This window comes from Acidimicrobiales bacterium (genome assembly GCA_036491125.1).
Classification (GTDB): domain Bacteria; phylum Actinomycetota; class Acidimicrobiia; order Acidimicrobiales; family AC-9; genus AC-9.
Genome location: DASXCO010000206.1, coordinates 19,387 through 39,738, shown reverse-complemented (window position 1 = coordinate 39,738; position 20,352 = coordinate 19,387). Strand labels below are relative to the sequence as shown.

The 20,352-nt window shown below is 70.8% G+C and carries 22 protein-coding genes, 1 tRNA gene and 1 riboswitch; of the genes, 15 read left to right on the top strand and 8 right to left on the bottom strand.

Annotated features, from left to right (window positions below):
* Positions 1 to 12 precede the first annotated feature (12 nt).
* Together VGF64_16485 and VGF64_16480 are read right to left on the bottom strand one after the other, a co-directional pair.
* Complete coding sequence (locus tag VGF64_16485) at positions 13 to 1,062, bottom strand: NAD-dependent epimerase/dehydratase family protein (protein ID HEY1636357.1); 1,050 nt, start codon at positions 1,060 to 1,062, stop codon at positions 13 to 15.
* A gap of 45 nt (positions 1,063 to 1,107) precedes the next feature.
* Positions 1,108 to 1,180 (bottom strand) — tRNA-Thr (locus tag VGF64_16480).
* Positions 1,181 to 1,269: 89 nt separating this feature from the next.
* Between VGF64_16480 and VGF64_16475 the strand changes: the two genes are divergently transcribed.
* From VGF64_16475 to otsB, 3 genes are read left to right on the top strand one after another with little or no spacing between them, the layout of a single operon-like run.
* Positions 1,270 to 1,530 carry a DUF3263 domain-containing protein gene (locus VGF64_16475; GenBank protein HEY1636356.1) on the top strand — a complete coding sequence of 87 codons (261 nt, stop codon included), beginning with the start codon at positions 1,270 to 1,272 and terminating at the stop codon, positions 1,528 to 1,530.
* On the top strand, positions 1,527 to 2,138 hold the full coding sequence (locus VGF64_16470) for a LytR C-terminal domain-containing protein (GenBank protein ID HEY1636355.1): 612 nt from the start codon (positions 1,527 to 1,529) through the stop codon (positions 2,136 to 2,138). The genes VGF64_16475 and VGF64_16470 overlap by 4 nt, the downstream gene beginning before the upstream one ends.
* A 30-nt stretch (positions 2,139 to 2,168) precedes the next feature.
* Entirely contained in the window at positions 2,169 to 2,972 is an 804-nt protein-coding gene (otsB, locus tag VGF64_16465; protein HEY1636354.1) for a trehalose-phosphatase, read from the top strand.
* 19 nt (positions 2,973 to 2,991) lie between these two features.
* On the opposite strand, the gene VGF64_16460 is transcribed toward otsB, so the two are convergent.
* On the bottom strand, positions 2,992 to 4,368 hold the full coding sequence (locus VGF64_16460) for a trehalose-6-phosphate synthase (protein ID HEY1636353.1): 1,377 nt from the start codon (positions 4,366 to 4,368) through the stop codon (positions 2,992 to 2,994).
* 103 nt (positions 4,369 to 4,471) lie between these two features.
* Between VGF64_16460 and VGF64_16455 the strand changes: the two genes are divergently transcribed.
* Positions 4,472 to 5,554 (top strand): glycerate kinase, encoded by a 1,083-nt coding sequence (locus VGF64_16455; GenBank protein HEY1636352.1) that lies wholly within the window; start codon positions 4,472 to 4,474, stop codon positions 5,552 to 5,554.
* Here the strand turns inward: VGF64_16455 and VGF64_16450 are convergent.
* Positions 5,533 to 6,438 (bottom strand): glucosyl-3-phosphoglycerate synthase, encoded by a 906-nt coding sequence (locus VGF64_16450; GenBank protein ID HEY1636351.1) that lies wholly within the window; start codon positions 6,436 to 6,438, stop codon positions 5,533 to 5,535. The genes VGF64_16455 and VGF64_16450 overlap by 22 nt on opposite strands.
* Positions 6,439 to 6,531: 93 nt before the next feature.
* A riboswitch (SAM riboswitch) is annotated at positions 6,532 to 6,638 on the top strand.
* 6 nt (positions 6,639 to 6,644) lie between these two features.
* Between VGF64_16450 and VGF64_16445 the strand changes: the two genes are divergently transcribed.
* From VGF64_16445 to larE, 5 genes are all read left to right on the top strand, one after another.
* Positions 6,645 to 7,895, top strand: coding sequence for a threonine synthase (locus VGF64_16445; GenBank protein HEY1636350.1), 1,251 nt, complete (start codon positions 6,645 to 6,647; stop codon positions 7,893 to 7,895).
* Entirely contained in the window at positions 7,892 to 8,167 is a 276-nt protein-coding gene (locus tag VGF64_16440) for a ubiquitin-like small modifier protein 1 (GenBank protein HEY1636349.1), read from the top strand. Before VGF64_16445 ends, VGF64_16440 begins: the two co-directional genes overlap by 4 nt.
* Positions 8,168 to 8,368: 201 nt before the next feature.
* Complete coding sequence (groL, locus tag VGF64_16435) at positions 8,369 to 9,991, top strand: chaperonin GroEL (protein HEY1636348.1); 1,623 nt, start codon at positions 8,369 to 8,371, stop codon at positions 9,989 to 9,991.
* Between the two features lie 88 nt (positions 9,992 to 10,079).
* On the top strand, positions 10,080 to 10,763 hold the full coding sequence (locus VGF64_16430) for a chlorite dismutase family protein (GenBank protein ID HEY1636347.1): 684 nt from the start codon (positions 10,080 to 10,082) through the stop codon (positions 10,761 to 10,763).
* Positions 10,763 to 11,599, top strand: a complete 837-nt coding sequence (larE, locus tag VGF64_16425; protein HEY1636346.1) for an ATP-dependent sacrificial sulfur transferase LarE — start codon at positions 10,763 to 10,765, stop codon at positions 11,597 to 11,599. Before VGF64_16430 ends, larE begins: the two co-directional genes overlap by 1 nt.
* Positions 11,600 to 11,645: 46 nt before the next feature.
* Here the strand turns inward: larE and VGF64_16420 are convergent, their stop codons facing one another.
* Complete coding sequence (locus tag VGF64_16420) at positions 11,646 to 11,927, bottom strand: hypothetical protein (protein ID HEY1636345.1); 282 nt, start codon at positions 11,925 to 11,927, stop codon at positions 11,646 to 11,648.
* A gap of 80 nt (positions 11,928 to 12,007) precedes the next feature.
* Here VGF64_16420 and VGF64_16415 point away from each other — a divergent pair, with 80 nt between their 5' ends.
* Complete coding sequence (locus VGF64_16415; GenBank protein HEY1636344.1) at positions 12,008 to 12,469, top strand: hypothetical protein; 462 nt, start codon at positions 12,008 to 12,010, stop codon at positions 12,467 to 12,469.
* 25 nt (positions 12,470 to 12,494) lie between these two features.
* Complete coding sequence (locus VGF64_16410) at positions 12,495 to 13,178, top strand: NUDIX hydrolase N-terminal domain-containing protein (GenBank protein ID HEY1636343.1); 684 nt, start codon at positions 12,495 to 12,497, stop codon at positions 13,176 to 13,178.
* Between the two features lie 6 nt (positions 13,179 to 13,184).
* Here VGF64_16410 and VGF64_16405 read toward each other — a convergent pair whose 3' ends face one another.
* Entirely contained in the window at positions 13,185 to 13,658 is a 474-nt protein-coding gene (locus VGF64_16405; protein HEY1636342.1) for a hypothetical protein, read from the bottom strand.
* 142 nt (positions 13,659 to 13,800) lie between these two features.
* Between VGF64_16405 and VGF64_16400 the strand changes: the two genes are divergently transcribed.
* On the top strand, positions 13,801 to 15,210 hold the full coding sequence (locus tag VGF64_16400) for an amidase family protein (protein HEY1636341.1): 1,410 nt from the start codon (positions 13,801 to 13,803) through the stop codon (positions 15,208 to 15,210).
* A 25-nt stretch (positions 15,211 to 15,235) separates the two neighbouring features.
* Here the strand turns inward: VGF64_16400 and VGF64_16395 are convergent, their stop codons facing one another.
* On the bottom strand, positions 15,236 to 16,081 hold the full coding sequence (locus tag VGF64_16395) for a PAC2 family protein (GenBank protein HEY1636340.1): 846 nt from the start codon (positions 16,079 to 16,081) through the stop codon (positions 15,236 to 15,238).
* Positions 16,082 to 16,164: 83 nt separating this feature from the next.
* Between VGF64_16395 and VGF64_16390 the strand changes: the two genes are divergently transcribed.
* From VGF64_16390 to VGF64_16380, 3 genes are all read left to right on the top strand, one after another.
* Entirely contained in the window at positions 16,165 to 17,715 is a 1,551-nt protein-coding gene (locus tag VGF64_16390) for a citrate synthase (protein ID HEY1636339.1), read from the top strand.
* Positions 17,716 to 18,150: a GNAT family N-acetyltransferase gene (locus VGF64_16385; GenBank protein ID HEY1636338.1), complete on the top strand. Its 435-nt coding sequence runs from the start codon at positions 17,716 to 17,718 to the stop codon at positions 18,148 to 18,150.
* Positions 18,151 to 18,214: 64 nt separating this feature from the next.
* Positions 18,215 to 19,483 (top strand): citrate synthase, encoded by a 1,269-nt coding sequence (locus VGF64_16380; GenBank protein HEY1636337.1) that lies wholly within the window; start codon positions 18,215 to 18,217, stop codon positions 19,481 to 19,483.
* Between the two features lie 5 nt (positions 19,484 to 19,488).
* On the opposite strand, the gene tesB is transcribed toward VGF64_16380, so the two are convergent.
* The gene (gene tesB / locus VGF64_16375) at positions 19,489 to 20,334 is read right to left on the bottom strand and encodes an acyl-CoA thioesterase II (protein HEY1636336.1); all 846 of its coding nucleotides are present in this window, start codon (positions 20,332 to 20,334) and stop codon (positions 19,489 to 19,491) included.
* Positions 20,335 to 20,352 lie beyond the last annotated feature (18 nt).

Here is a 20,352-nt window from a genome sequence, read left to right as displayed (position 1 = left end):
GTACTTCACGCGTCATCGGGTCATGAGCAGCTCGTCGAGGCGCGCCAGACGCTCGGGGGTAGCACTACCTCGGTACCAGTCGACGGTCCGGTGCACCCCTTCCTCGAGAGTGGTACGTGGGTACCAGCCGAGTCCCTCTCCCACCTTTGTGCAGTCGGCCGCTCGGGCCCGAACACCAACGGGCTTGTCGACCTGCCGCTCGATCTCCGCTGGCCGGAAGCCCGTCGCCTCGAAGATCTCCTCTACGAGCTCGTTGATGGTGATGTGGAGCGGGCTACCAACGTTGATCGTGTCGAATCCTTCCAGAGCCACTCCAGCCAACGCCATCCCGTGCACGGTGTCACCGACATAGGTGAAATTGCGGGTCTGAGTACCGTCGCCCCAGACGGGGAACGGGTCCATCCCGATGATGGCCTTGGCAACGAGGGCAACGACGGCATGGCTCTCGTTCTCGCGCTCGCCATAGGCCGTAAAGAGGCGACAGGATATGGCGTCGATTCCGAACTGCTTGTGGAACGCCCGGAGCTGCAGCTCGCCCATGAGCTTGGCCCATCCGTACTCGCCGTCAGGGAAGGTCCGCCCCGGCTCGTCGAAGTTGCACTGGTCTTCTCTCAGCAGTTCCCGGGCAGATGGGTCGGTCTGCAGGCCGACTGGGTACACGCAAGCAGAGCTGGCGAATACGACTCGTGACGCGCCGGCAGCGGCTGCACTGGACAGAACGACGTGGTCGAGCAGCATGTTGTTGCAGCACTCGACGGGATGGGTATCGATGTAGCCCCTACCCCCGTGAGAGGCAGCCAAGTGGAAGATCACATCCCGGCCAGCGGCGGCGCGCGCTGCGAAGTCGGGCTCGCGCAGGTCGCCCTCCATGAGCTCGCAGTCCGCACTCACATCCTGCAAGGACTCCCGGCGCCCACTACTCAGGTCGTCCGCCACCCTCACCCGGGCGCCGTGCCGAACGAGCTCCTCGACCAGATGGCTGCCGATGAACGATGCGCCGCCAGTGACGAGGACAGGGCGGCTGGCATATGCGGCAAGTAGGGGCTCAGTGCGTGTCGGCATCAGAAGTCGCTCCCTTCCTGATCCCATCTACCTGGTCGTTCTTAGAGCCGGCGGTGGGATTCGAACCCACGACCTGGCGATTACAAGTCGCCTGCGCTACCAACTGCGCCACACCGGCGTCGGGGAGGCCAGCGTACCGGCGGCCCTCTGCCAGGACCCGGGGCGAGGTGCTTGATTCTCGCCCGGAGGATTGGCAGGCTGAAACAGATGGCGCTCTCCGATCGGGACCGGGCGATCCTCGACTTCGAGCGGAGCTGGTGGACCGAGCCGGGGACCAAGCGCACGGCGATCGAGCGGCGGTTCCGGATGTCCTCGGGCCGCTACTACCAGCTCCTCGGCCAGCTGCTCGCGTCCAGCGAGGCAGCGGCCTACGACCCGCTCGTCGTCCTCCGCCTCCGACGACGACGTGACCGGCGCCGGCGGGCCCGCTACGAGGGGTCCTCGGCGGGCGAGCCGCCTTCGCCATGAGCAGCGGCGGCGACCCGGGTGGGGGAGAGTCGCACCACGATGTTCCGCCGGTCCGGGTCATCCGGGGGGTCGCCCTGGTCGTCGTCGGCGTCGTCCTCGGCGTCGTCCTGTTCCATTCGGTCGGCCGAAGTCCGGCAGGGTCCGTCGCCTCGGTGGCGGCCACGCCTGGCGCTGCGACCAGCACCACGGCGCCTCCGGCTTCCACGACGACCGCACCTCCACGCCCACCGGCCCAGGTCAAGACCTTGGTGGCCAACGGGACCAAGACGAGCGGGGCCGGCGCCAAGGCGTCAGACACCCTGCGCAAGGCGGGCTACGACGTGCTGGCGCCGACCAACACCACCAGCACTGCGGCCTCTTCGGCCGTCCTGTTCCTCCCTGGCTTCTCCAGCGAGGCGGGAGCCGTGGCCACGGCTCTCGGCCTGGCGCCGACCACCGTCATGCCTGTTCCCACGCCGTCGCCCGTCGCCAACCTCCTGGCCGCGAACGTGGTGGTCGTCATCGGCCCCGATCTGGCCGGACAGGGCTCGTTGGCGCCCGCCGCGCCGACCACGTCCACGACCTCGCACACCTCGACCACTTCCCACACCAGCTCGACGGTCCGCTGAGCGCCGACCGGTCTGGCCCCACGACTCCAGGTGTCGGCGCCCGACTTCGCTGCGACGCCCCTCGCGGAGCTGCGCGGCCGTCGTGACCGGAGCGGCGTGCTGGTCGATTTCGACGGCACGCTGGCGCCGATCGTCGACGATCCGGCCGAGGCCAGACCTCTTCCCGCGGTCGTCGACCTCCTTCCCCGGCTCGCCGCACGGTACCGCCGCGTGGCCGTGGTCTCGGGTCGCCCGGCCGGGTTCCTCGTCGAGCAGCTGGGCCTCGGGCGGGGCGCCACCGGCCATGGCCCGAGCGTCATCGCGTCGGGCCTCTACGGGCTGGAGTGGGCCGGCGGCGGGGGTGTGGTACACACCCGCCCAGAAGCAGAGGCGTGGCGAGACGTCGTCGACCGGGTTGAGCGGGCGGCCCGGGCGGCCGCTCCACCCGGGATGCTCGTCGAGCACAAGGGCCTCACCGTGGCCTTCCATTGGCGTACGGCGACTGCCCAGGCCGGGTGGGCCCGGTCGTTCGCCGAGAAGGCGGCCCGCGAGAGCAGCCTCGAGCTCCATCCCGGCAAGATGAACATCGAGCTCCGGCCGCCGCTGCCGGCGGACAAGGGGACGGTGGTGTCCGAGCTCTGTCGGGACCTCGGTGCCGCCTGCTTCGTCGGCGATGACCGGGGGGACCTGGCCGCGTTCGGTGCCCTCGATCACCTCGCGACCCAGGGCATCGTCACCTGCAAGGTGGCCGTCGCCAGCGCCGAGGTCCCGACAGAGCTGGCGACGGCCGCCGACCTGGTCGTCGACGGCCCCGAGGGTGTGGCGGCCCTGCTGGAGTGGTTGGCGGCGGGGTAGGCGCCGCACGGCGCGCCTGTCAGGCCTCGGCCGCCACCAGCTGGTCGTCGAGCCAGTCCCGCGGGGTCCGTCGGGCCGCGACCACTCGGATGGCGGCCGATCGCTCGGCACGCTCGGTCTGCCCCATGGTCAGTGCCCTCGCCAGCACCTCGGCCGTGCCGGCGATGTCGAACGGGTTCACTTCCAGCGCCGCCTCGCGCAGCTCGGCCCACGCCCCGGCTTCACGGGAGAGGGCCAGCAGGCCGTGGTTGGTGTTGATGACGGGGCCTTCCTTCGCCACGAGGTTGAGCCCATCACGCAGCGGGTTGACCAGAAGCACGTCGTAGCGACGCAGAGCCGCCACAGAACGCGGGAAGTTGTCGGAGATGTCGAGCACCACCGGCGTCCAACTTGGCGTCGCCCACTTGTGGTTGAGCTGCGCCGCCAGGTGCTCCACCTCGGTCCGGTAGGCGAGATACTCGGGCAGCCCCTGGCGGGACGCGTACACCAGGGCCACGAAGATCACGCGCTCCCGCAGGGCGGGATGGACCTCGAGCAGCTCATCGAAGGCGAGGAATCCCCTGAGGAGGTTCTTCGACAGCTCGACCCGGTCCACGCGCAGGACCAGCTGGCGATCACCCAGCAGGGACGACAGCCAGCGGTCCCATCTCGCGCTCTCGTCCGAGTTGACGACCCTCTCGAGGTCCTCGGCGTCGGGTCCCAGTGGCGCAACGAACGTCGGCGGAACCCGCCCCAGCACCTCCGCGCTGCATGCTTCGAAGGCCTGCGCCCAACGGGGAGAGTGGAACCCACACGACACGTGGGCTCCCATCCCGGCGAGCAGCTCCTCGGCCACGTCCGACGGCAGGATCCGAATGCTGCTGGGATCGCAGAACGGGGTGTGGGTGAAGTGGACGGCCCGCAGGTCGGGGCGACGCTGGGCCAGCCCTGCTCCGACCAACGCCAGGTGGTAGTCCTGGACCAGCACGGTGGCCCCCTCGGGGGCGGTCTCGACGACCGCTTCGGCGAAGGCCTGGTTCACCTCCCGGTAGGCGCCCCACGCCTGGCGCCACCGCCGGTCGAGACGGGGCCGGCGGGCGAGATCGAAGAGCCCGTGATGAAGGAACCACAGGGTGGCGTTCGACACCACGTCGTACGCCATGCGGTAGGAGCCGGGATCCAGGGCCAGCGACCGGAGGCGAAAGCCCTCCACCTCCATCAGGCCGCGTTCGGCCGCCGTCCGGTCGTGCTCGTTCATCGCGGCGGCGATCCAGATGGTGTCGGTCCCCGCGATCATCGGGCTCAGGCTGGACACCAGCCCGCCGGCGCCGCGTCGGGCCACGAGCTGGTGGTCATCGTCCAGGGAGAACGACAGCGGACCCCGGTTGGAGACGATGACAAGCTCCGGTCCGCCCATGCCCCGGACCCTACCGCCGCCGTCGACGACCGCCGGCGGATCTCACGACGGGCGGGGCCGGGGTTGGTCGCCCACTGGTCGACTCGTCGGGCACGATGGCCGGGTGCCCCACCTCGTGGCCGCGCCCGACAAGTTCAGGGGAACAGCCGCCGCCAGCGAAGTGGCGGCCGCTGTTGCCCGGGCCGGCGCGTCGCTGGGCTGGAGCTGCACCGAGGTGCCGATGGCCGACGGGGGCGAGGGGATCCTCGACGTCCTGGGCGGGAGGGTCCGGCGGACGTCGGTGCAGGGCCCACTCGGTGAACCAGTGACGGCCGAGTGGCGGCTCGACGACAGGACGGCGGTGGTCGAGATGGCCCGCGCCTCGGGCCTGGAGCTCGCCGGCGGGCCCCGCGGCAACGACCCGGTGGCCGCGTCCACGACCGGGACCGGTCAGCTGATCGCCGCCGCCGTGGCGGCCGGCGCCCGCCGGGTGATCGTCGGCGTGGGGGGATCGGCGACGACCGACGGCGGGCTCGGGGCCCTGCGGGCCTTGGAGCCGCACCCTCGACTGGCCCAGGTCGAGCTCATCGTGGCGTGCGACGTGACAACGACGTTCGTCGATGCCGCCGAGCACTTCGCCCCACAGAAGGGGGCCAGCCCGGCTCAGGTGGCGTTGCTGCGGCGCCGGCTCGAGCGCCTCGCCCAGCTGTACGACGATGACTACGGCGTCGACGTCCGGCACTTGCCCGGCAGCGGGGCCGCCGGCGGGCTCGCCGGCGGCCTCGCTGCCCTCGGCGCCAGCCTCGTTCCGGGTTTCGACCTGGTGGCCGAGGCCGTGGGCCTGGCGGAGGAGATCGATCGGGCGGAGCTCGTCGTCACGGGTGAGGGATTCCTCGACGAGCAGTCGTTCCGGGGGAAGGTGGTCGGCGAGGTGGCCGAGCTGTCGGCCCGGGCGAACGTCCCCGTCCTCGCCGTGGTGGGCGAGGTGGTCGACGACCTGAAGGAGCTCGGCGGCGACAGCCATGACAGCGACGACAGCCATGACAGCGACGACAGCCACCAGGCCCACGACAGCCAGCACGACCTCGCCGTCATCTCGCTCGTCGAGCGCCACGGGCGGGAGCGGGCGACCGGTCACCCACTCGAGTGCATCGAGGAAGAGGTGACTGGCTACCTGCAGGCGCTTCAGGCGCTGCGGCGGGTGTAGGCAGGGACCTCGAGCAGGGGCGGGAGATCCCCGGACGACACCGTCATCGGCGCGGCGCCAGGAACGACGAGCGTCGCCGACGTCTGCGCCCGAGCTGGCACCCCGGCGCGATCGAGGGCGACCTGGACGATCGCGACGGCCTGGGGTGCCAGCTCGGACACCGGTCGGTTCCGATGAGCCCGCACGCCCAGGTCGACCTCGGCGATCGAGTCCAGGCCGAAACGGGCGGCGACGTCGGCCAGCAGCCCCAGCTCCACCCCATACCCGTACGCGAACGGCAGCCGCTCGAGCACCTCCCGCGGTGCCGCGCACTCACCAGCGAGCGGCTGGACGATGCCGGACAGGTGCGGGAGCAGCACGGCGATGAGAGGCCTGGCAACCAGCTCGGTCACCCGCCCTCCACCTGTCGCCTGCCCGTCGAGCGGGCGGTCGTAGAACGCCTTGACCAGGGCCACGTCGTCGTTCGTGAGCACGGGACCCAGCAGCCCGGCGACGAACGAGGGCTGAAAGTTGGTCACATCGGCGTCGAGAAAGGCGACGACGTCCCCCTCGCTGGCGAACACCGCGCTCCACAGCGCCTGGCCCTTGCCCGGCTCCCCGCCGTGCTGGCCGAGCACGTCGGCCGCCCGCACCACCCGGGCCCCCTCCGATCGGGCGACCTCGGCGGTATCGTCGGTCGAGCCGTCGTCGACGACGAGGACCTCGTCGACGAGACCGGACACCGCGACCCGACCGCCCAGCAGCGCCCGCAGGATCGGGCCGATGGTCGCTGACTCGTCACGCGCCGGGAGGCAGACCGACACCCGCCGGCCCCGCTTGGCCGCGGCGAGGGATTCGAGGGGAAAATCGCGGTGGTGAAAGGCCCGTGACCGGCCGGGGACCATGGCGCCATCATCCACCACAACCAGTGCTTCCGCTCCATCTCCCCAGGTATCCGCTTTGACGGGCCGGCCCCGGTCGATCACACTTGATGCAGCCATTCATCCAGAGCGGTCGAGGGACCGGGCCCAACGACGCCGCGACAACCAGCGCCAGACCCGCTGAGAAGCGGGGGCGCCAGGTGCCAATGCCCGAGCGATGAGGAGGAGCTGTGGCGTTCATAGAAGGCCTTCGCTGCCGGGAATGCGCGCGCGTGTACCCGGCCGAGGCCCTGCACGTCTGTGACTACTGTTTCGGGCCCCTCGAGGTCACCTACGACTACGAGGCCATCGCCGACCACGTGAGCGCCGGCACCATCGCCGCCGGGCCCGACACCATCTGGCGCTACGCCGACCTGCTGCCGGTCGAGGCCGAGGCCCCTGTCGACCTCGGGGCCGGCTTCACGCCGCTGGTCCGGGCCGACCGCCTGGCCTCCGAGCTCGGGCTCGGGGAGCTGTGGGTCAAGAACGACACCGTGAACCCGACGGGGTCGTTCAAGGACAGGGTCGTGTCGGTGGCCCTCACCAAGGCCCGCCAGCTGGGGTTCAAGGTGGCGGCGTGCGCCTCGACCGGCAACCTGGCGAACGCCGTGGCCGCCCACGCCGCCCGGGCGGGCATGGAGTCTTTCGTGTTCATCCCGCACGACCTCGAGCTGGCAAAGATCGTGACCACCGCCGTCTACGGCGGCCGCCTCATCGCCGTCGAGGGCAACTACGACGACGTGAACCGGCTGTGCGCGGAGCTGACGGCGGAGCACCCGTCGTGGGCGTTCGTCAACGTGAACGTGCGCACCTACTACGCCGAGGGGTCGAAGACCCTCGCCTTCGAGGTGGCCGAGCAGCTGGGATGGGAGGCCCCCGACCACGTGGTCGTACCCGTCGGATCCGGCAGCCAGTTGACCAAGATCCACAAGGGTTTTCAGGAGCTGGGCCAGGTGGGCCTGCTGCCCGAGGCTCCCGAGGTGCGCATCTCCGGGGCTCAGGCCACCGGGTGCGCGCCGGTGGCCACCGCCTTCGCCGACGGCGTCGACCACATCCGCCCGGTCCGGCCCTCGACGATCGCCAAGTCGCTGGCCATCGGCGACCCGGCGGACGGTTGGTACGCCCTGGACACCGTGCGCTCGACGGGCGGCGCCCTGGACGCCGTCACCGACGAGGAGATCGTCGAGGGCATTGGGTTGCTGGCCCGCACCGAGGGCATCTTCGCCGAGACGGCGGGGGGCGTGACGGTCGCGACGCTGGCCAAGCTGGCGGCGGCGGGCGTCGTCCGCTCCGACGAGCGGGTGGTCGCCTACGTCACTGGTCACGGGTTGAAGACGGTCGACGCGGTGACGCCCCACGCGGGCCCCAGCGCCACCATCGCCCCGTCGATGGACGCCTTCGCCGAGGCGCTGGCCGAGCTCGAGCAGATCGACCGGCCATGAGCGTGACCGTCCGGGTGCCGACCCAGCTCCGCACTCTGACCAACGGCGCCGGCGAGGTCGCCGTCGAGGGGTCCACCGTCGGTGAGGTCCTCAAGGCGCTCGACGCCTCCCATCCTGGGTTCGCCGGGCGGCTCTTCGACGACGCCGGGACGCTGCGCCGGTTCGTCAACGTGTTCCTCGCCGACGAGGACGTCCGCTTCCTGCAGGGTCTGGATACCCCGGTGCCCGAGGGACAGACGCTGTCGATCATCCCTGCCGTCGCTGGAGGCTGACGAGCGAGCTCCAAATCATCGGTCCGCCGATCGTGGTGGAACAGCGGGATTCTCCCGCCTCGCCCGGGCCGCCGGCATCGTTGCCCGGACCACCCACCAGGGCCGTCGGGGCCCGGTTGCAGAACGGGCCCGTGCGTGGTTTGCTGTTAGCAGTCACGGGATGAGAGTGCTAACGGTCCACCCATTGGAGGGAACCACGATATGCCCAAGTTGATCGCCTTCGACGAGCATGCCCGGCGGCAGCTCGAGAGCGGCATGAACCAGCTGGCCGACGCGGTCCGCGTCACCCTGGGCCCCAAGGGTCGCAACGTCGTATTGGACAAGAAGTGGGGTGCGCCGACGATCACCAACGATGGCGTGTCCATCGCCAAGGAGATCGAGCTGGAGGACCCCTACGAGAAGATCGGGGCCGAGCTGGTCAAGGAGGTGGCCAAGAAGACCGACGACGTCGCCGGTGACGGCACCACCACGGCGACCGTCCTGGCCTGGTCGATGGTCCACGAGGGGCTGCGCAACGTCGCCGCCGGGGCGAACCCCATGTCGCTCAAGCGGGGGATCGAGTCGGCCGTCGAGACCGCCGTGTCCTCACTGAAGCAGTCGGCCAACGAGATCGACTCCAAGGACCAGATCGCCCAGGTGGCGGCCATCTCGGCTGCCGACCCCGAGATCGGGGGCATGATCTCCGAGGCGATCGACAAGGTCGGCAAGGACGGTGTCATCACCGTCGAGGAGTCCCAGACCTTCGGCATGGAGATGGACCTCGTCGAGGGCATGCGCTTCGACAAGGGCTACATCTCGCCCTACTTCGTCACCGATCCCGAGCGCATGGAGGCGGGCCTGGAGGACGCCTACCTCCTCCTCGTCGGCTCGAAGATCTCCGCCGTCCGGGACCTCCTCCCGGTCCTCGAGAAGGTCATGCAGTCCGGGCGCCCGCTGGTCATCATCTCCGAGGATGTCGAGGGCGAGGCCCTGGCCACCCTGGTGGTCAACAAGATCCGGGGCACGTTCAAGAGCGTGGCCGTCAAGGCCCCCGGCTTCGGCGACCGGCGCAAGGCCATGCTCCAGGACATGGCCATCCTCACTGGTGGCCAGGTCATCACCGAGGAGGTCGGGCTCAAGCTCGAGAACGTCACCCTCGATCTGCTGGGCAAGGCCCGCAAGGTGGTCGTGACCAAGGACGAGACGACCGTCGTCGAGGGCGGCGGCACCGAGTCCGACATCAAGGGCCGCATCGCCCAGATCAAGGCCGAGATCGAGAACACCGACTCCGACTACGACCGGGAGAAGCTCCAGGAGCGCCTGGCCAAGCTGTCGGGCGGTGTCGCGGTCATCAAGGTCGGGGCCGCCACCGAGGTCGAGCTCAAGGAGAAGAAGCACCGCATCGAGGACGCCGTCAGCACCACGAAGGCGGCCATCGAGGAAGGTGTCGTGGCCGGCGGGGGCGTGGCGCTCCTGCGGGCCCAGGCCGCCGTGCTCGACGCGGCCGAGAAGCTCGATCACGACGAGGCCACCGGGGCCAGGATCGTGGCCCGCGCCGTCGAGGAGCCCCTCAAGCAGATCGCGGTCAACGCCGGCCTCGAGGGCGGCGTCGTGGTCGAGCGGGTTCGCAACCTCACCAAGCCGAACGAGGGCTTCAATGCTCTCAGCGGTGACTACGAGGACCTCGTCAAGGCGGGTGTCATCGACGCCGCCAAGGTGACCCGCTCGGCGCTGCAGAACGCGGCGTCGATCGCCGGGCTGTTCCTCACCACCGAGGCCGTCATCGTCGACAAGCCCGAGGAGAGCGCTCCGGCCATGCCGGGCGGGGGCATGGAGGACTACTAGCCTCGCCGACCACGAGCTGGACAACTGGAGTGAGTGACACCGAGGGGCGCCGCAAGGCGCCCCTCGGTCGTCCTCGTAGACTGAGAGCGTGCCGGAGCCCCTCGTACCGTCGACCGGATGGGGTGTCCTCCATCTGTTCGGCAGGTGCGGTCCCGATGTCAGCCGCGAGGCGGTGATCAATATCGTGAAGTCGGCCCAGGCCGACGACCAGCAGGTCGTCACGTTCGCCGTCCTCGGGCACAAGGCCGACCTCGGCTTCCTCGCCCTGGGGCCCGACCTGTGGCGACTGCGGGCCTTCCAGTCCGCTCTGCAGGCGGCGGGGATCGAGGTGACCGACTCCTACGTCTCGCTCACCGAGGTCTCGGAGTACGCCCAGGGCATGCCCGACGAGATGAAGCGGCCCCGGCTGTACCCGCAGCTGCCGCCCGAGGGCAAGCGGGCCATCTGCTTCTACCCGATGTCCAAGCGCCGCAACGAGGGCCAGAACTGGTATGCCCTCCCATACCAGGAGCGCGACGCGCTGATGCGAAGCCATGGAGCCACCGGCCGCACCTTCGCCGGCCGGGTGCTGCAGCTGATCACCGGCTCGACCGGCATCGACGACTTCGAGTGGGGGGTCACGCTGTTCGCGGTCCGTCCCGACGACCTCAAGGATGTCGTCTACACGATGCGCTTCGACGAGGTGTCGGCCCAGTACGCCGAGTTCGGACCCTTCTACACCGGGCTGATCGGTGGCACGGAAGAGGTGCTCGAGCAGATCGCCCGCCCGTGATGGCTCCCGACCTCGACGGTCTGCGTCACGAGCTTCGCCGACACGGTCACATGGTGGTCGCGTTCAGCGGGGGCGCCGACTCCGCCTTCCTGGCCCGGATCGCCACCGACGCGCTGGGCCCCGATCGGGTCCTCTGCGCCACCGCGGTCTCGCCGTCGCTGGCGCCCGAAGAGCTCGCCGACTGCGAGGCCCTGGTCGCCGAGTGGGGACTGCGCTGGACCTCGGTGGCGACCGACGAGCTGGCGAACCCCGACTACTCGGCCAACGACGGGACCCGCTGCTACCACTGCAAGGCCGAGCTCATGGCGGCCCTGGGCCCGATCGCCGCCGCCGAGAACGCTGTCGTCGCCCTCGGTGTCAACGTCGACGACCTGGGCGACCATCGCCCCGGACAGCAGGCGGCGCAGGAGGGCGGGGCCGTGTTCCCGCTCGTCGAGGCCGGGTTCACCAAGGCGGACGTGCGCGCTGCGTCCAAGCTCCTCGGCCTGCGCACCTGGGACAAACCGGCAGCGGCGTGCCTGGCGTCGAGGGTCCCGTACGGCACGCCCGTCACCATCGGTGTCCTCGAGTCGGTGGCACGGGCGGAGTCGGCCCTCCGCCTGCTCGGCTTCGGTCAGCTGCGGGTCCGCCATTACGGAGAGCTCGCCCGCATCGAGCTCGACGGCGCCGAGCTGGCCCGGGCGATCGAGTGCCGGGAGGCGATCGTCGCCGCGGTCCGCGAGGCCGGGTACACGTATGTGACGCTCGATCTCGAAGGCTTCCGGTCCGGCAACCTCAACCGTTCCCTCGGGGCGGCCTCCCGGGCCGCCGGTGCGCTGCAGAGTGCGCGCCCGTGAGCGAGCCGAGAGCCGTCCGGCGGGCTGGTCAAGCCAGTGGGGGTCCCTAGGGCTCGCACACCGTCCAGGTGGGGAAGGCGAGGTGGTTCACCCCGAGGTGCTCGACCACACGACCCTGGCTCCGGAGCCGGGGTGCACAACGACGGGCCGCGTCGGCGCCGACCATGCGGACGTACTCGGCCCAGGTGACGAGGAGCGGGCCGGCATCGAGATCGCCGGGCCGGGTGACAGCGTCGACCTCGAGCGTCGGCCGGCACGGGTTGGCGAGGTCGACGGCGTGGCAGTGGTAGACGACGCCCTCGAAGACGGACAGGGCCGTTATCCTCACCAGCCCATCGATCCGGGCTCTCCCTTGAACGACTCCTGATCAGGGCCCGGGGTGACCGGCTTGGGCCGCACGCAGCCAGCATGCAACATGAGCTGATGGAGGAGCACGCCCAGGCCCTCTTCGACGGCATCGAGGCCGCCGTGCCGGGTTGGGTCGAGCGCTGCGTCGAGCGCCGGCTCCTCGACTACCACGGCGCCGCAGACGATGAGGTGATGTCGGCGGCGGCGGGCGCCGGCCGGCGGGCGCAGACCGAGGTGGCGGCCGTCCTGAGGACGCTGCTCGAGACAGATATCGACGCCCAGGCGACCACGCCGCTCAGCGTGCTGCGCCACGCCGTGCGGTACCCGACCGAGGTGCTACGCGCTGCGGGGGTGCCGCCGGTGCGGCGGGACGGGTTCGCCGAGTCCAGCTTCCCCGACGACGACTACGACCTGGCGCCGGCGTCCCTGGCCGACGTCGACCCCGACCTCGTCGAGCTGGGACTGGCCTGGGGCGCGGCCAAGGCCATGGCACACCGGCGCCGCCACGCGGGCGGTTCCTGATCGGGCCGGTACTAGCTTCGTGGGAGTGGCTGAACGGCTCTCACCTCGCGATCTGATCCGCTGGAGCGAGAGCCTTTCCGCCATCGCCCGGACCGGCCTCGGCTTCAGTGACAATCTCTACGAGCGGGAGCGCTTCGAGGAGGTGCTGAAGGTGGCGGCCGACATCCGGGTTGTCGCCCGCGCCGAGGGCGAGGACGCCGCCGGCACCGCGGTCGAGGAGTGGCTCGACTCGGTGGGCGAGGGCGTCCCCGGCTATGTCACGCCGAAGGTCGCCGTTGGCGCCATCGTCGGCAACGACCGGGGCGAGGTGTTGCTGGTGAAGCGGGCCGACTCTGGGGTGTGGCTCTACCCGACCGGCTGGGCGGACGTCGGCTACTCGGCGTCGGAGGTCGTGGTCAAGGAGGTGTACGAGGAGACGGGGATGGAGGTCGAGCCCGTGCGCCTCATCGCCGTGCTCGACGGCCTGCGGCTGGGCTTCACCCGTGTGCCGCTGTACTCGCTGATCTTCCACTGTCGGGTCCTCGGAGGTGAGCTCCGCGCCCACCCCCTCGAGTGCGCCGACGTGGGGTGGTTCGCGGAGGAGCACCTGCCCCAGCCCATCGCCGGGGCCCAGCTCTGGTCGAACCACGTCTTCGCCGCCATACGGGGCGAGCCCCTCGAGGTGCTGTTCGATCAGCCCCGCCAGCCCACGTGGCGGGGCGCCGAGTAACCGGACCTACCTGGTCTCCAGCTGCTCGAGGAGCAGGGCCACGGCCGACAGCCGACCTCGGCTCCGCTCCCACGCGTCGCCCACGGCGCCGTGGTCGACGAGGCCGACAGCACGGGGCGTGATCCCGATCGACTCGGTCGCGGCGTGGCCGAGTGGTGCGGGCTCCAGCTCGTCGCCGTAGGCGGCGAACGCCTCCAGCCCGTCCCAGAGCGACTCGGGCGGCGCGGGCGGCGGCGCGCCCGTTGCCAGCGCCAGGGCCACGGACGAGAAGACCGAGTAGGTGTCGACCCCGGGCGGGCGCTGGTAGCCGGCGACCGGGTGCAGTCGCCACTCCAGGGTCACCCCCCGGGGACCGTCGTCACGCAGCCACACCTGTGACCCGTTCACGTAGGCGTCGGTCGACTCGCCGAAGCGGTCGTCGAGGGCGATCACCAGCTCCGGCGTGACGTCCCACACGCACGTGGCAGCCAGCGGCGCCATCCCTCCACCCTACGGCCCGCCTCGGCACTGAAGCGCCAGCGGCTGACTCCCGCGGCCGGCCTCCCGGGCCGGCCTCGGCGTTGAAGCGCCAGCGGCTGACTCCCGCGGCCGGCCTCCCGGGCCGGCCACTAGCGTGCGCGCCATGGACACCGTCGTGAATCTGGCCGAGGCCGTCCGCAAGGGTGAGCGAAAGGCCACCGAGGTCCTCGACCAGCACGCCGCCGCCATCGGCGCCGCTGACGACAAGCTCAACGCCTTCGTCCACCTCGACCTGGACCTGGCCCGCCAGGCGGCCGAAGAGGTCGACGCCCGCCGGGCGCGGGGCGAGGACCCCGGTCCCCTCGCCGGCGTGCCCTTCGGCGTGAAGGACCTCGAGGACTGCGCGGGCATGCCCACCTCGTACGGCTCGCTGCTGTTCAAGGGCAGGCCCCCGGTGACCGAGGACTCCGTCCACGTTCGCCGCCTGCGCGCGGCCGGCGCCGTGCCTGTCGGCAAGACGGCGACACCGGAGTTCGGCACCGTGTGCTTCACCAGCACCCGGGCTTGGGGGACGACGGCGAACCCGTGGGATCTCGACCGGACGCCGGGCGGGTCGAGCGGGGGCTCGGCGGCCGCCGTCGCCGCCGGGCTCGTTCCCTTCTGCACCGCCAGCGACGGCGGCGGCTCGACCCGCATCCCCGCCGCCTTCAGCGGGCTGGTCGGCTTCAAGGCCAGCTACGGCCGCATCCCCCACCCCGATGCGGCGCCCTCCCAGACGAGCTGTCTCGGCGCACTGACGACGTCCGTCGCCGACGCCGCCCGCCACCTCGACGTGGCCGCCGGGCCTGACGACCGGGACCGGGCCTCGCTCCCGCCCGCCGGCGTCGTCTTCGAGCGGGCCATCGAGGAGCTGGACGTGGCTGGCCTGCGGGCGGCGTGGTCGCCGGACCTCGGCTTCGCCGTCGTCGATCCGGAGGTCTCCGAGCTCACCGAGTCCGCCGCCCTCGCGCTCGCCGAGGCGGCCGGGCTCGAGCTCGTCGACCGTCCGATCACGCTGACCGATCCGGTGCGGACCTGGCTCACGTCCGGCGCCGGCGACCTGTGGATGGACCTCGAGGAGGGCATGTACCCCGAGCAGGCCGACGACATGGACCCGCTCAGCCGCCTGGCCCTCGACGCCACGGTCGACCTCGCCATGCCCAGGTACGCGCGCATCGTGCGCCGCCGAGCCCAGTTGGAGCAGGAGGTCGCCGCCGTCTTCGGTGACGTCGACGTGGTGCTCACCCCGGCCACGGCCGTGCCCGCGTTCGCCGCCAGCGGTCCGATGCCGAGCGAGATCGCCGGCCAGAAGGTCCACCCCGCCATGGTGGTGCCCTTCACCATGGTCGGGAACCTGTGCTGGAACCCCGCCGTGTCGGTGCCGGCCGGACCCACCGAGGCGGGGCTGCCCGTCGGCCTCCAGGTCATGGGGCGTCGCCACGCCGACGCCATGGTCCTGCGCCTGGCGCGCATCTACGAGCAGGTCCGCCCCTGGCCCCAGGTGGCGCCCAGGCCCTTCACGCGCTCGGCCTGAGCGCCGGAAACGAGACGCCCCCGTGTCAGTCGTCGTGATCGCGCAGGAAGCGCTCCACCTCGGCCGCCAGGGAATCGCCCGAAGGCATCTCGTCACCCTCGTCGTCGTCCTGCTCCAGCTGGGCCACGTAGGCCGACGCCTCGTCGTCGGCGTCGACCAGCTCGGTGACCTGACGCTCGTAGGCGGAGGACGCGATCTGGAGGTCGACGGCCTCGATGCCGGCGCCCAGCAGCGCGGCGGTGCGCTCGACCAGCGCCAGCGTGGCCTTGGGCGAGGGTGTCTGGCCCACGTAGTGGGGGACGGTCGCCCACAGCGAAGCCGAGGGGACGCCGGACCGGGAGAAGCTGTCTTGCAGGACGCCGACGATCCCGGTGGGGCCCTCGTAGCGCGAGCGCCGCAGTCCGAGACGGGCCACCAGCTGAGGATCGGCCGCCGTGCCCGTCACCCGCACCGGCCGGCTGTGGGCCACCTCGGCCAGCAGGGCCCCGAGGGTGACGACGAGCTCGACGCCGAGCTCGCTGGCCGTGTGGGCGAGCACCTCGCTGAACGTCCGCCAGCGCAGCTGGGGCTCGGTGCCGTGCAGGAAGACGACGTCGCGCGCCCGGCCGGGGAGGGCGGCGGAGGTGAAGGTGTTCGCCGGCCACTCGATGTGCCGGGTGGTCTCTTCGTCGAGGCGGACCTGCGGTCGGGTCGCGGTGAAGTCGAAGAACTCCTCCGGGTCCAGCTCGGCGAACGGGCGCGCCGACCACGATCGGGCCAGGTAGCGGGCCGCAGTGGTGGCGGCGTCGGCGGCGTCGTTCCAGCCCTCGAACGCCGCCACCAGGACCGGCCGGCGGAGCGTGGGCCGGTCGCTCCATCGCAACGCGTCCATCGCTCCACGGTAGCGCCCACGGCGCCGAAGACCCGTCGGCGCGGGTCCCGTACACTCGACCCAGACCCACGCAGAGGAGGCTCATGACCGACGCCACCGGACCCCGCACCCGTACCGTCGCCGACGTCATGAGCAGCCCCGCCATCACGGCCGCGCCCCGCGAGAGCCTGGCCGAGGCGGCTGGGCGGATGTCCGAGCACCGGCTGGGATCGGTCGTGGTCGTCGAGGAACGACGCCCGGTCGGCATCCTGACCGAGCGCGACCTCGTTCGCTTCGCCGCCTCGGGCGCGGACGCGTCCGTGACCAAGGTGTCCGAGTGGATGACAGAGCGGCCCGACACGGTGTCGCCCCACGTCGAGGTCGCCGAGGCGTGGCGCAACCTGGCCGAGCACGGGTACCGGCACATCCCCGTCGTCGAGGACACCGAGCTGGTCGGCGTGGTCTCGATGCGCGACCTCATGCGCATCGCCCAGATCCGACCGGTCGAGCAGGCCGTCACCGATGTCCCCAAGGGCCTCGAGGGTGTCGTCGTCGCCGAGACCACCATCGGCGACGTTCGCGGCCTCGAGGGCTTTTACCACTACCGCCAGTACTCCGCCGTCGAGCTGGCCGAGAAGCGCTCGCTCGAGGACGTGTGGCACCTCGTGTTCTTCGGAGAGCTGCCCACCGCCGCTCAGCGTGAGGAGCTACGCCGGCGGGTGCGCGCCTACCGCACGATCCCGGACTCGGTGCGTCCGCTGCTGCCCCCCATCGCCGCTGCGGGCGACCGGTTCGTGGCGCTCGACGCGCTGCGGTCGGCGGTGTCGCTGAGCGCCAGCTCGCTCGGCTTTCGGGCCAGCCTGGACCTCGGCGCCTCGGAACTGGAGGACGAGGCCATGCGGATGTGCGCGCTCGTCCCGACGCTCGTGATGGCGCTCTACCGACTCAGCGAGGGCCACGAGCCGATCGAGCCGCACCCGGAGCTCGACTACGCGGCCAACTACCTCTACATGCTCAGCGGAGAGGTGCCGGATCCGGCCAAGGCCCGGGCCCTCGAGAAGTACCTCATCTCCACCATCGACCACGGCTTCAACTCGTCGACGTTCACCGCCCGGGTCATCACCTCGACCGGCGCCGATCTCGGCGCCGCGGTGGTCGGTGCCATCGGCGCGCTCTCCGGTCCGCTCCACGGCGGCGCTCCCAGTCGGGCCCTCGACATGCTCGACGCCATCGGTCGACCCGAGAACGCCGACGCCTATATCCGTGACGTGGTCCAGCGGGGCGGGCGGATCATGGGCTTCGGCCATCGGGTCTACAAGACCGACGACCCCCGCTCGCTCATGCTGCGGGATGTGGCCCTCGGCCTCGGCGGGCCGCTGGCGGACTTCGCCCGACAGGTCGAGCAGACCGTGGTGGGTGTGCTCAGCGAGCTCAAGCCGGGCCGATCGCTGTACACCAACGTCGAGTTCTACGCCGGCGTCGTGATGAGCGAGTGCGGGCTGCCCCGGGCACTGTTCACCCCGACCTTCTCCAGCAGCCGCACGATCGGCTGGTGCGCCCACATCCTCGAGCAGGCCGGCGACAACCGCCTCATCCGCCCGAGCGCCCACTACACGGGGCCACCGCCTCCACAGCCCGTGCCCGACCCCGAGTAAGTGGAGGTGCGGGTCGAGGCGGCGACCGAGGTCTCCGCCGAGCTGGTCGAGGCCATCACCGGGCTGGTGCCCCAGCTGTCGTCGTCCTCGCCGCCTCCGGGCCCGGCCGAGCTGGCCGAGATCGTCGCGTCTCCGGCGACCACGCTGCTCGTCGCCCGCCCGCCCGAGGGCGGGATCGTCGGCACGCTGACCCTCGTGATGTTCCGCATCCCGACAGGGATGCGGGCGTGGATCGAGGACGTGGTGGTCGACGACGGCGCCCGGGGGCGGGGCGTCGGCGAGGCCCTCAACGAGGAGGCCATCCGGCGGGCGGCGGCGGCCGGCGTCAGGAGCGTCGACCTCACCTCCCGGCCCTCCCGGGAGGCCGCCAACCGCCTCTATCGCCGCCTGGGGTTCGAGCTCCGGGACACCAACGTCTACCGGCACCGTTCCTGATCAGGAGCCCTCGGACCCGCCGTACTATGGGCCCTGGGGGTGGCGAGAGGAAGAGGGCCGACTTGTGCCAGAGAGCGTCACCATCACCGACAACCGCAACGGCCAGTCGGTCGAGATCCCCATCGAGAACGGCGGGATCTCGGCGACGGCATGGTCGAAGCTCCTGCCCGGCGTCTGGTTCTACGATCCCGGCTTCACCTCCACGGCGGCGTGCGAGAGCGGCATCACGTTCCTCGACGGCGAGGCGGGCATCCTCAGGTACCGCGGCTACCCGATCGACGAGCTGGCCCAGCGGTCCTCGTACCTGGAGGTCGCCTACCTGCTCCTGAAGGGCGAGCTGCCCACGCCGGCCCAATTCGAGGTCTGGCGCCGTGAGATCACCCACCACACCTTCATCCACGAGAACGTGCGCAAGCGCTTTCTCGAGGGCTTTCACTACGACGCCCATCCCATGGGCATGCTCGTCTCGGCGGTGGCAGCCCTGTCGACGTTCTATCTCGACGCCAAGGACATCTTCGACCCCGAGTCCCGTGACAAGCAGATCACCCGACTCATCGCCAAGATGCCCACGCTGGCAGCCGCCGCCCACCGGTTCAGCGTCGGCATGCCGTTTGTCTACCCGGACAACTCCCTGGGTTTCGCGGCGAACTTCCTGTCCATGATGTGGAAGATCGCTGAGCCCCGCTTCGACGCCAACCCGGCCCTCGCCCACGCCCTCGACGTGCTGTTCATCCTCCACGCCGACCACGAGCAGAACTGCTCGACCACGGCCATGCGCGTCGTCGGCTCGTCCCACGCCGATCCGTATTCCGCCTGCGCCGCCGCCTGCGCCGCCCTCTACGGTCCCCGCCACGGCGGGGCCAACGAGGCTGTCATCCGCATGCTCACCGAGATCGGCTCGATCGACCACGTCGACGACTTCGTCGCTGCCGTCAAGCGCGGCGAGGGCCGCCTCCAGGGCTTCGGCCACCGCGTGTACAAGAACTACGACCCGCGGGCCAGGATCATCAAGCGCACCGCTGACGAGGTCTTCGACGTCACCGGTAAGAACCCGCTGCTCGACATCGCCCTCAAGCTCGAGGAGCGGGCCCTGTCAGACGAGTACTTCACCTCTCGTCGTCTCTATCCCAACGTCGACTTCTACTCGGGGTTGATCTACCAGGCGATGGGCTTTCCGATCGACATGTTCCCGGTGCTGTTCGCGATACCGCGGACCTCGGGTTGGCTCGCCCACTGGACGGAGCTCCTCGACCAGGACTCCAAGATCGCCCGCCCCCGCCAGCTCTACGGCGGCGAGGACGAGCGCCACTACGTGCCGCTCGAGCAGCGCTGAGGGACTCAGACCAGGCGAACCAGGCCCTCCTGGACCACCGAGACCGCCAGCCGGCCGTCTCTCGTGAAGATGCTCCCCCGAGCCAGGCCGCGGCCCCCCGAGGCCGACGGGCTCTCCTGGTCGTAGAGCATCCACTCGTCGGCCCGGAAGGGTCGGTGGAACCACATGGCGTGGTCCAGGCTGGCGCTCATGAGGTGGGGGTCCTCCCAGCTGACGGGGTGGGGCAGGATCACCGAGTCCAGCAATGACATGTCCGAGGCGTAGGCCACGACGCAGGCGTGCAGCAGCTGGTCGTCCGCGAGGCGGCCGTCCCCACGGATCCACACCTTCTGGCGAGGATCGCTGACGCCGGCCCGGAACAGACCTCCGCCGTTGTCGACGTAGCGCTGGTCGATCGGCTGAGGGCGGTTCAGCAAGTCTCCGAGTCGCTCGGCGTACGGAGCCAGGCGCTCCTGGTAGGTCGGCAGCGACTCGGGTTCCGGTGCCTCGGGCATCGGCACCTGGTGGTCCACGCCGTCCTCGCGGACATGGAACGACGCGGACAGGTTGAAGATCGCCCGCCCGTGCTGGATGGCGACGACGCGTCTGGTCGTGAACGATCGTCCATCGTGGATGCGGTCGACCTCGTAGAGGATGGGGACGGTCGTATCGCCGGGGCGGAGGAAGTACGCGTGCAGTGAATGCACGTCGCCGCGCTCGACGGTCCGACCCGCGGCGACGAGCGCCTGACCGGCGACCTGGCCACCGAAGACGCGTTGTCGCTTCTCGTCGGGGCTGACGCCGCGGAAGATGTTGACCTCGATCGCTTCGAGATCGAGGAGGGCGACCAGGGCGTCGAGCGCTGCTGTCATCCGGTCATATTGTCATTC

Excerpts from the sequence above, each read along its gene's own strand:
- VGF64_16395 (HEY1636340.1), bottom strand. The coding sequence starts at position 16,081 with ATGGACGCGTTGCGATGGAGCGACCGGCCCACGCTCCGCCGGCCGGTC.
- VGF64_16485 (HEY1636357.1), bottom strand. The coding sequence starts at position 1,062 with ATGCCGACACGCACTGAGCCCCTACTTGCCGCATATGCCAGCCGCCCT.
- VGF64_16470 (HEY1636355.1), top strand. The coding sequence starts at position 1,527 with ATGAGCAGCGGCGGCGACCCGGGTGGGGGAGAGTCGCACCACGATGTT.
- VGF64_16390 (HEY1636339.1), top strand. The coding sequence starts at position 16,165 with ATGACCGACGCCACCGGACCCCGCACCCGTACCGTCGCCGACGTCATG.
- VGF64_16415 (HEY1636344.1), top strand. The coding sequence starts at position 12,008 with ATGCAACATGAGCTGATGGAGGAGCACGCCCAGGCCCTCTTCGACGGC.
- larE (HEY1636346.1), top strand. The coding sequence starts at position 10,763 with ATGGCTCCCGACCTCGACGGTCTGCGTCACGAGCTTCGCCGACACGGT.
- groL (HEY1636348.1), top strand. The coding sequence starts at position 8,369 with ATGCCCAAGTTGATCGCCTTCGACGAGCATGCCCGGCGGCAGCTCGAG.
- VGF64_16460 (HEY1636353.1), bottom strand. The coding sequence starts at position 4,368 with ATGGGCGGACCGGAGCTTGTCATCGTCTCCAACCGGGGTCCGCTGTCG.
- VGF64_16475 (HEY1636356.1), top strand. The coding sequence starts at position 1,270 with ATGGCGCTCTCCGATCGGGACCGGGCGATCCTCGACTTCGAGCGGAGC.
- VGF64_16405 (HEY1636342.1), bottom strand. The coding sequence starts at position 13,658 with ATGGCGCCGCTGGCTGCCACGTGCGTGTGGGACGTCACGCCGGAGCTG.
- VGF64_16400 (HEY1636341.1), top strand. The coding sequence starts at position 13,801 with ATGGACACCGTCGTGAATCTGGCCGAGGCCGTCCGCAAGGGTGAGCGA.
- VGF64_16440 (HEY1636349.1), top strand. The coding sequence starts at position 7,892 with ATGAGCGTGACCGTCCGGGTGCCGACCCAGCTCCGCACTCTGACCAAC.
- VGF64_16450 (HEY1636351.1), bottom strand. The coding sequence starts at position 6,438 with ATGGTCCCCGGCCGGTCACGGGCCTTTCACCACCGCGATTTTCCCCTC.
- tesB (HEY1636336.1), bottom strand. The coding sequence starts at position 20,334 with ATGACAGCAGCGCTCGACGCCCTGGTCGCCCTCCTCGATCTCGAAGCG.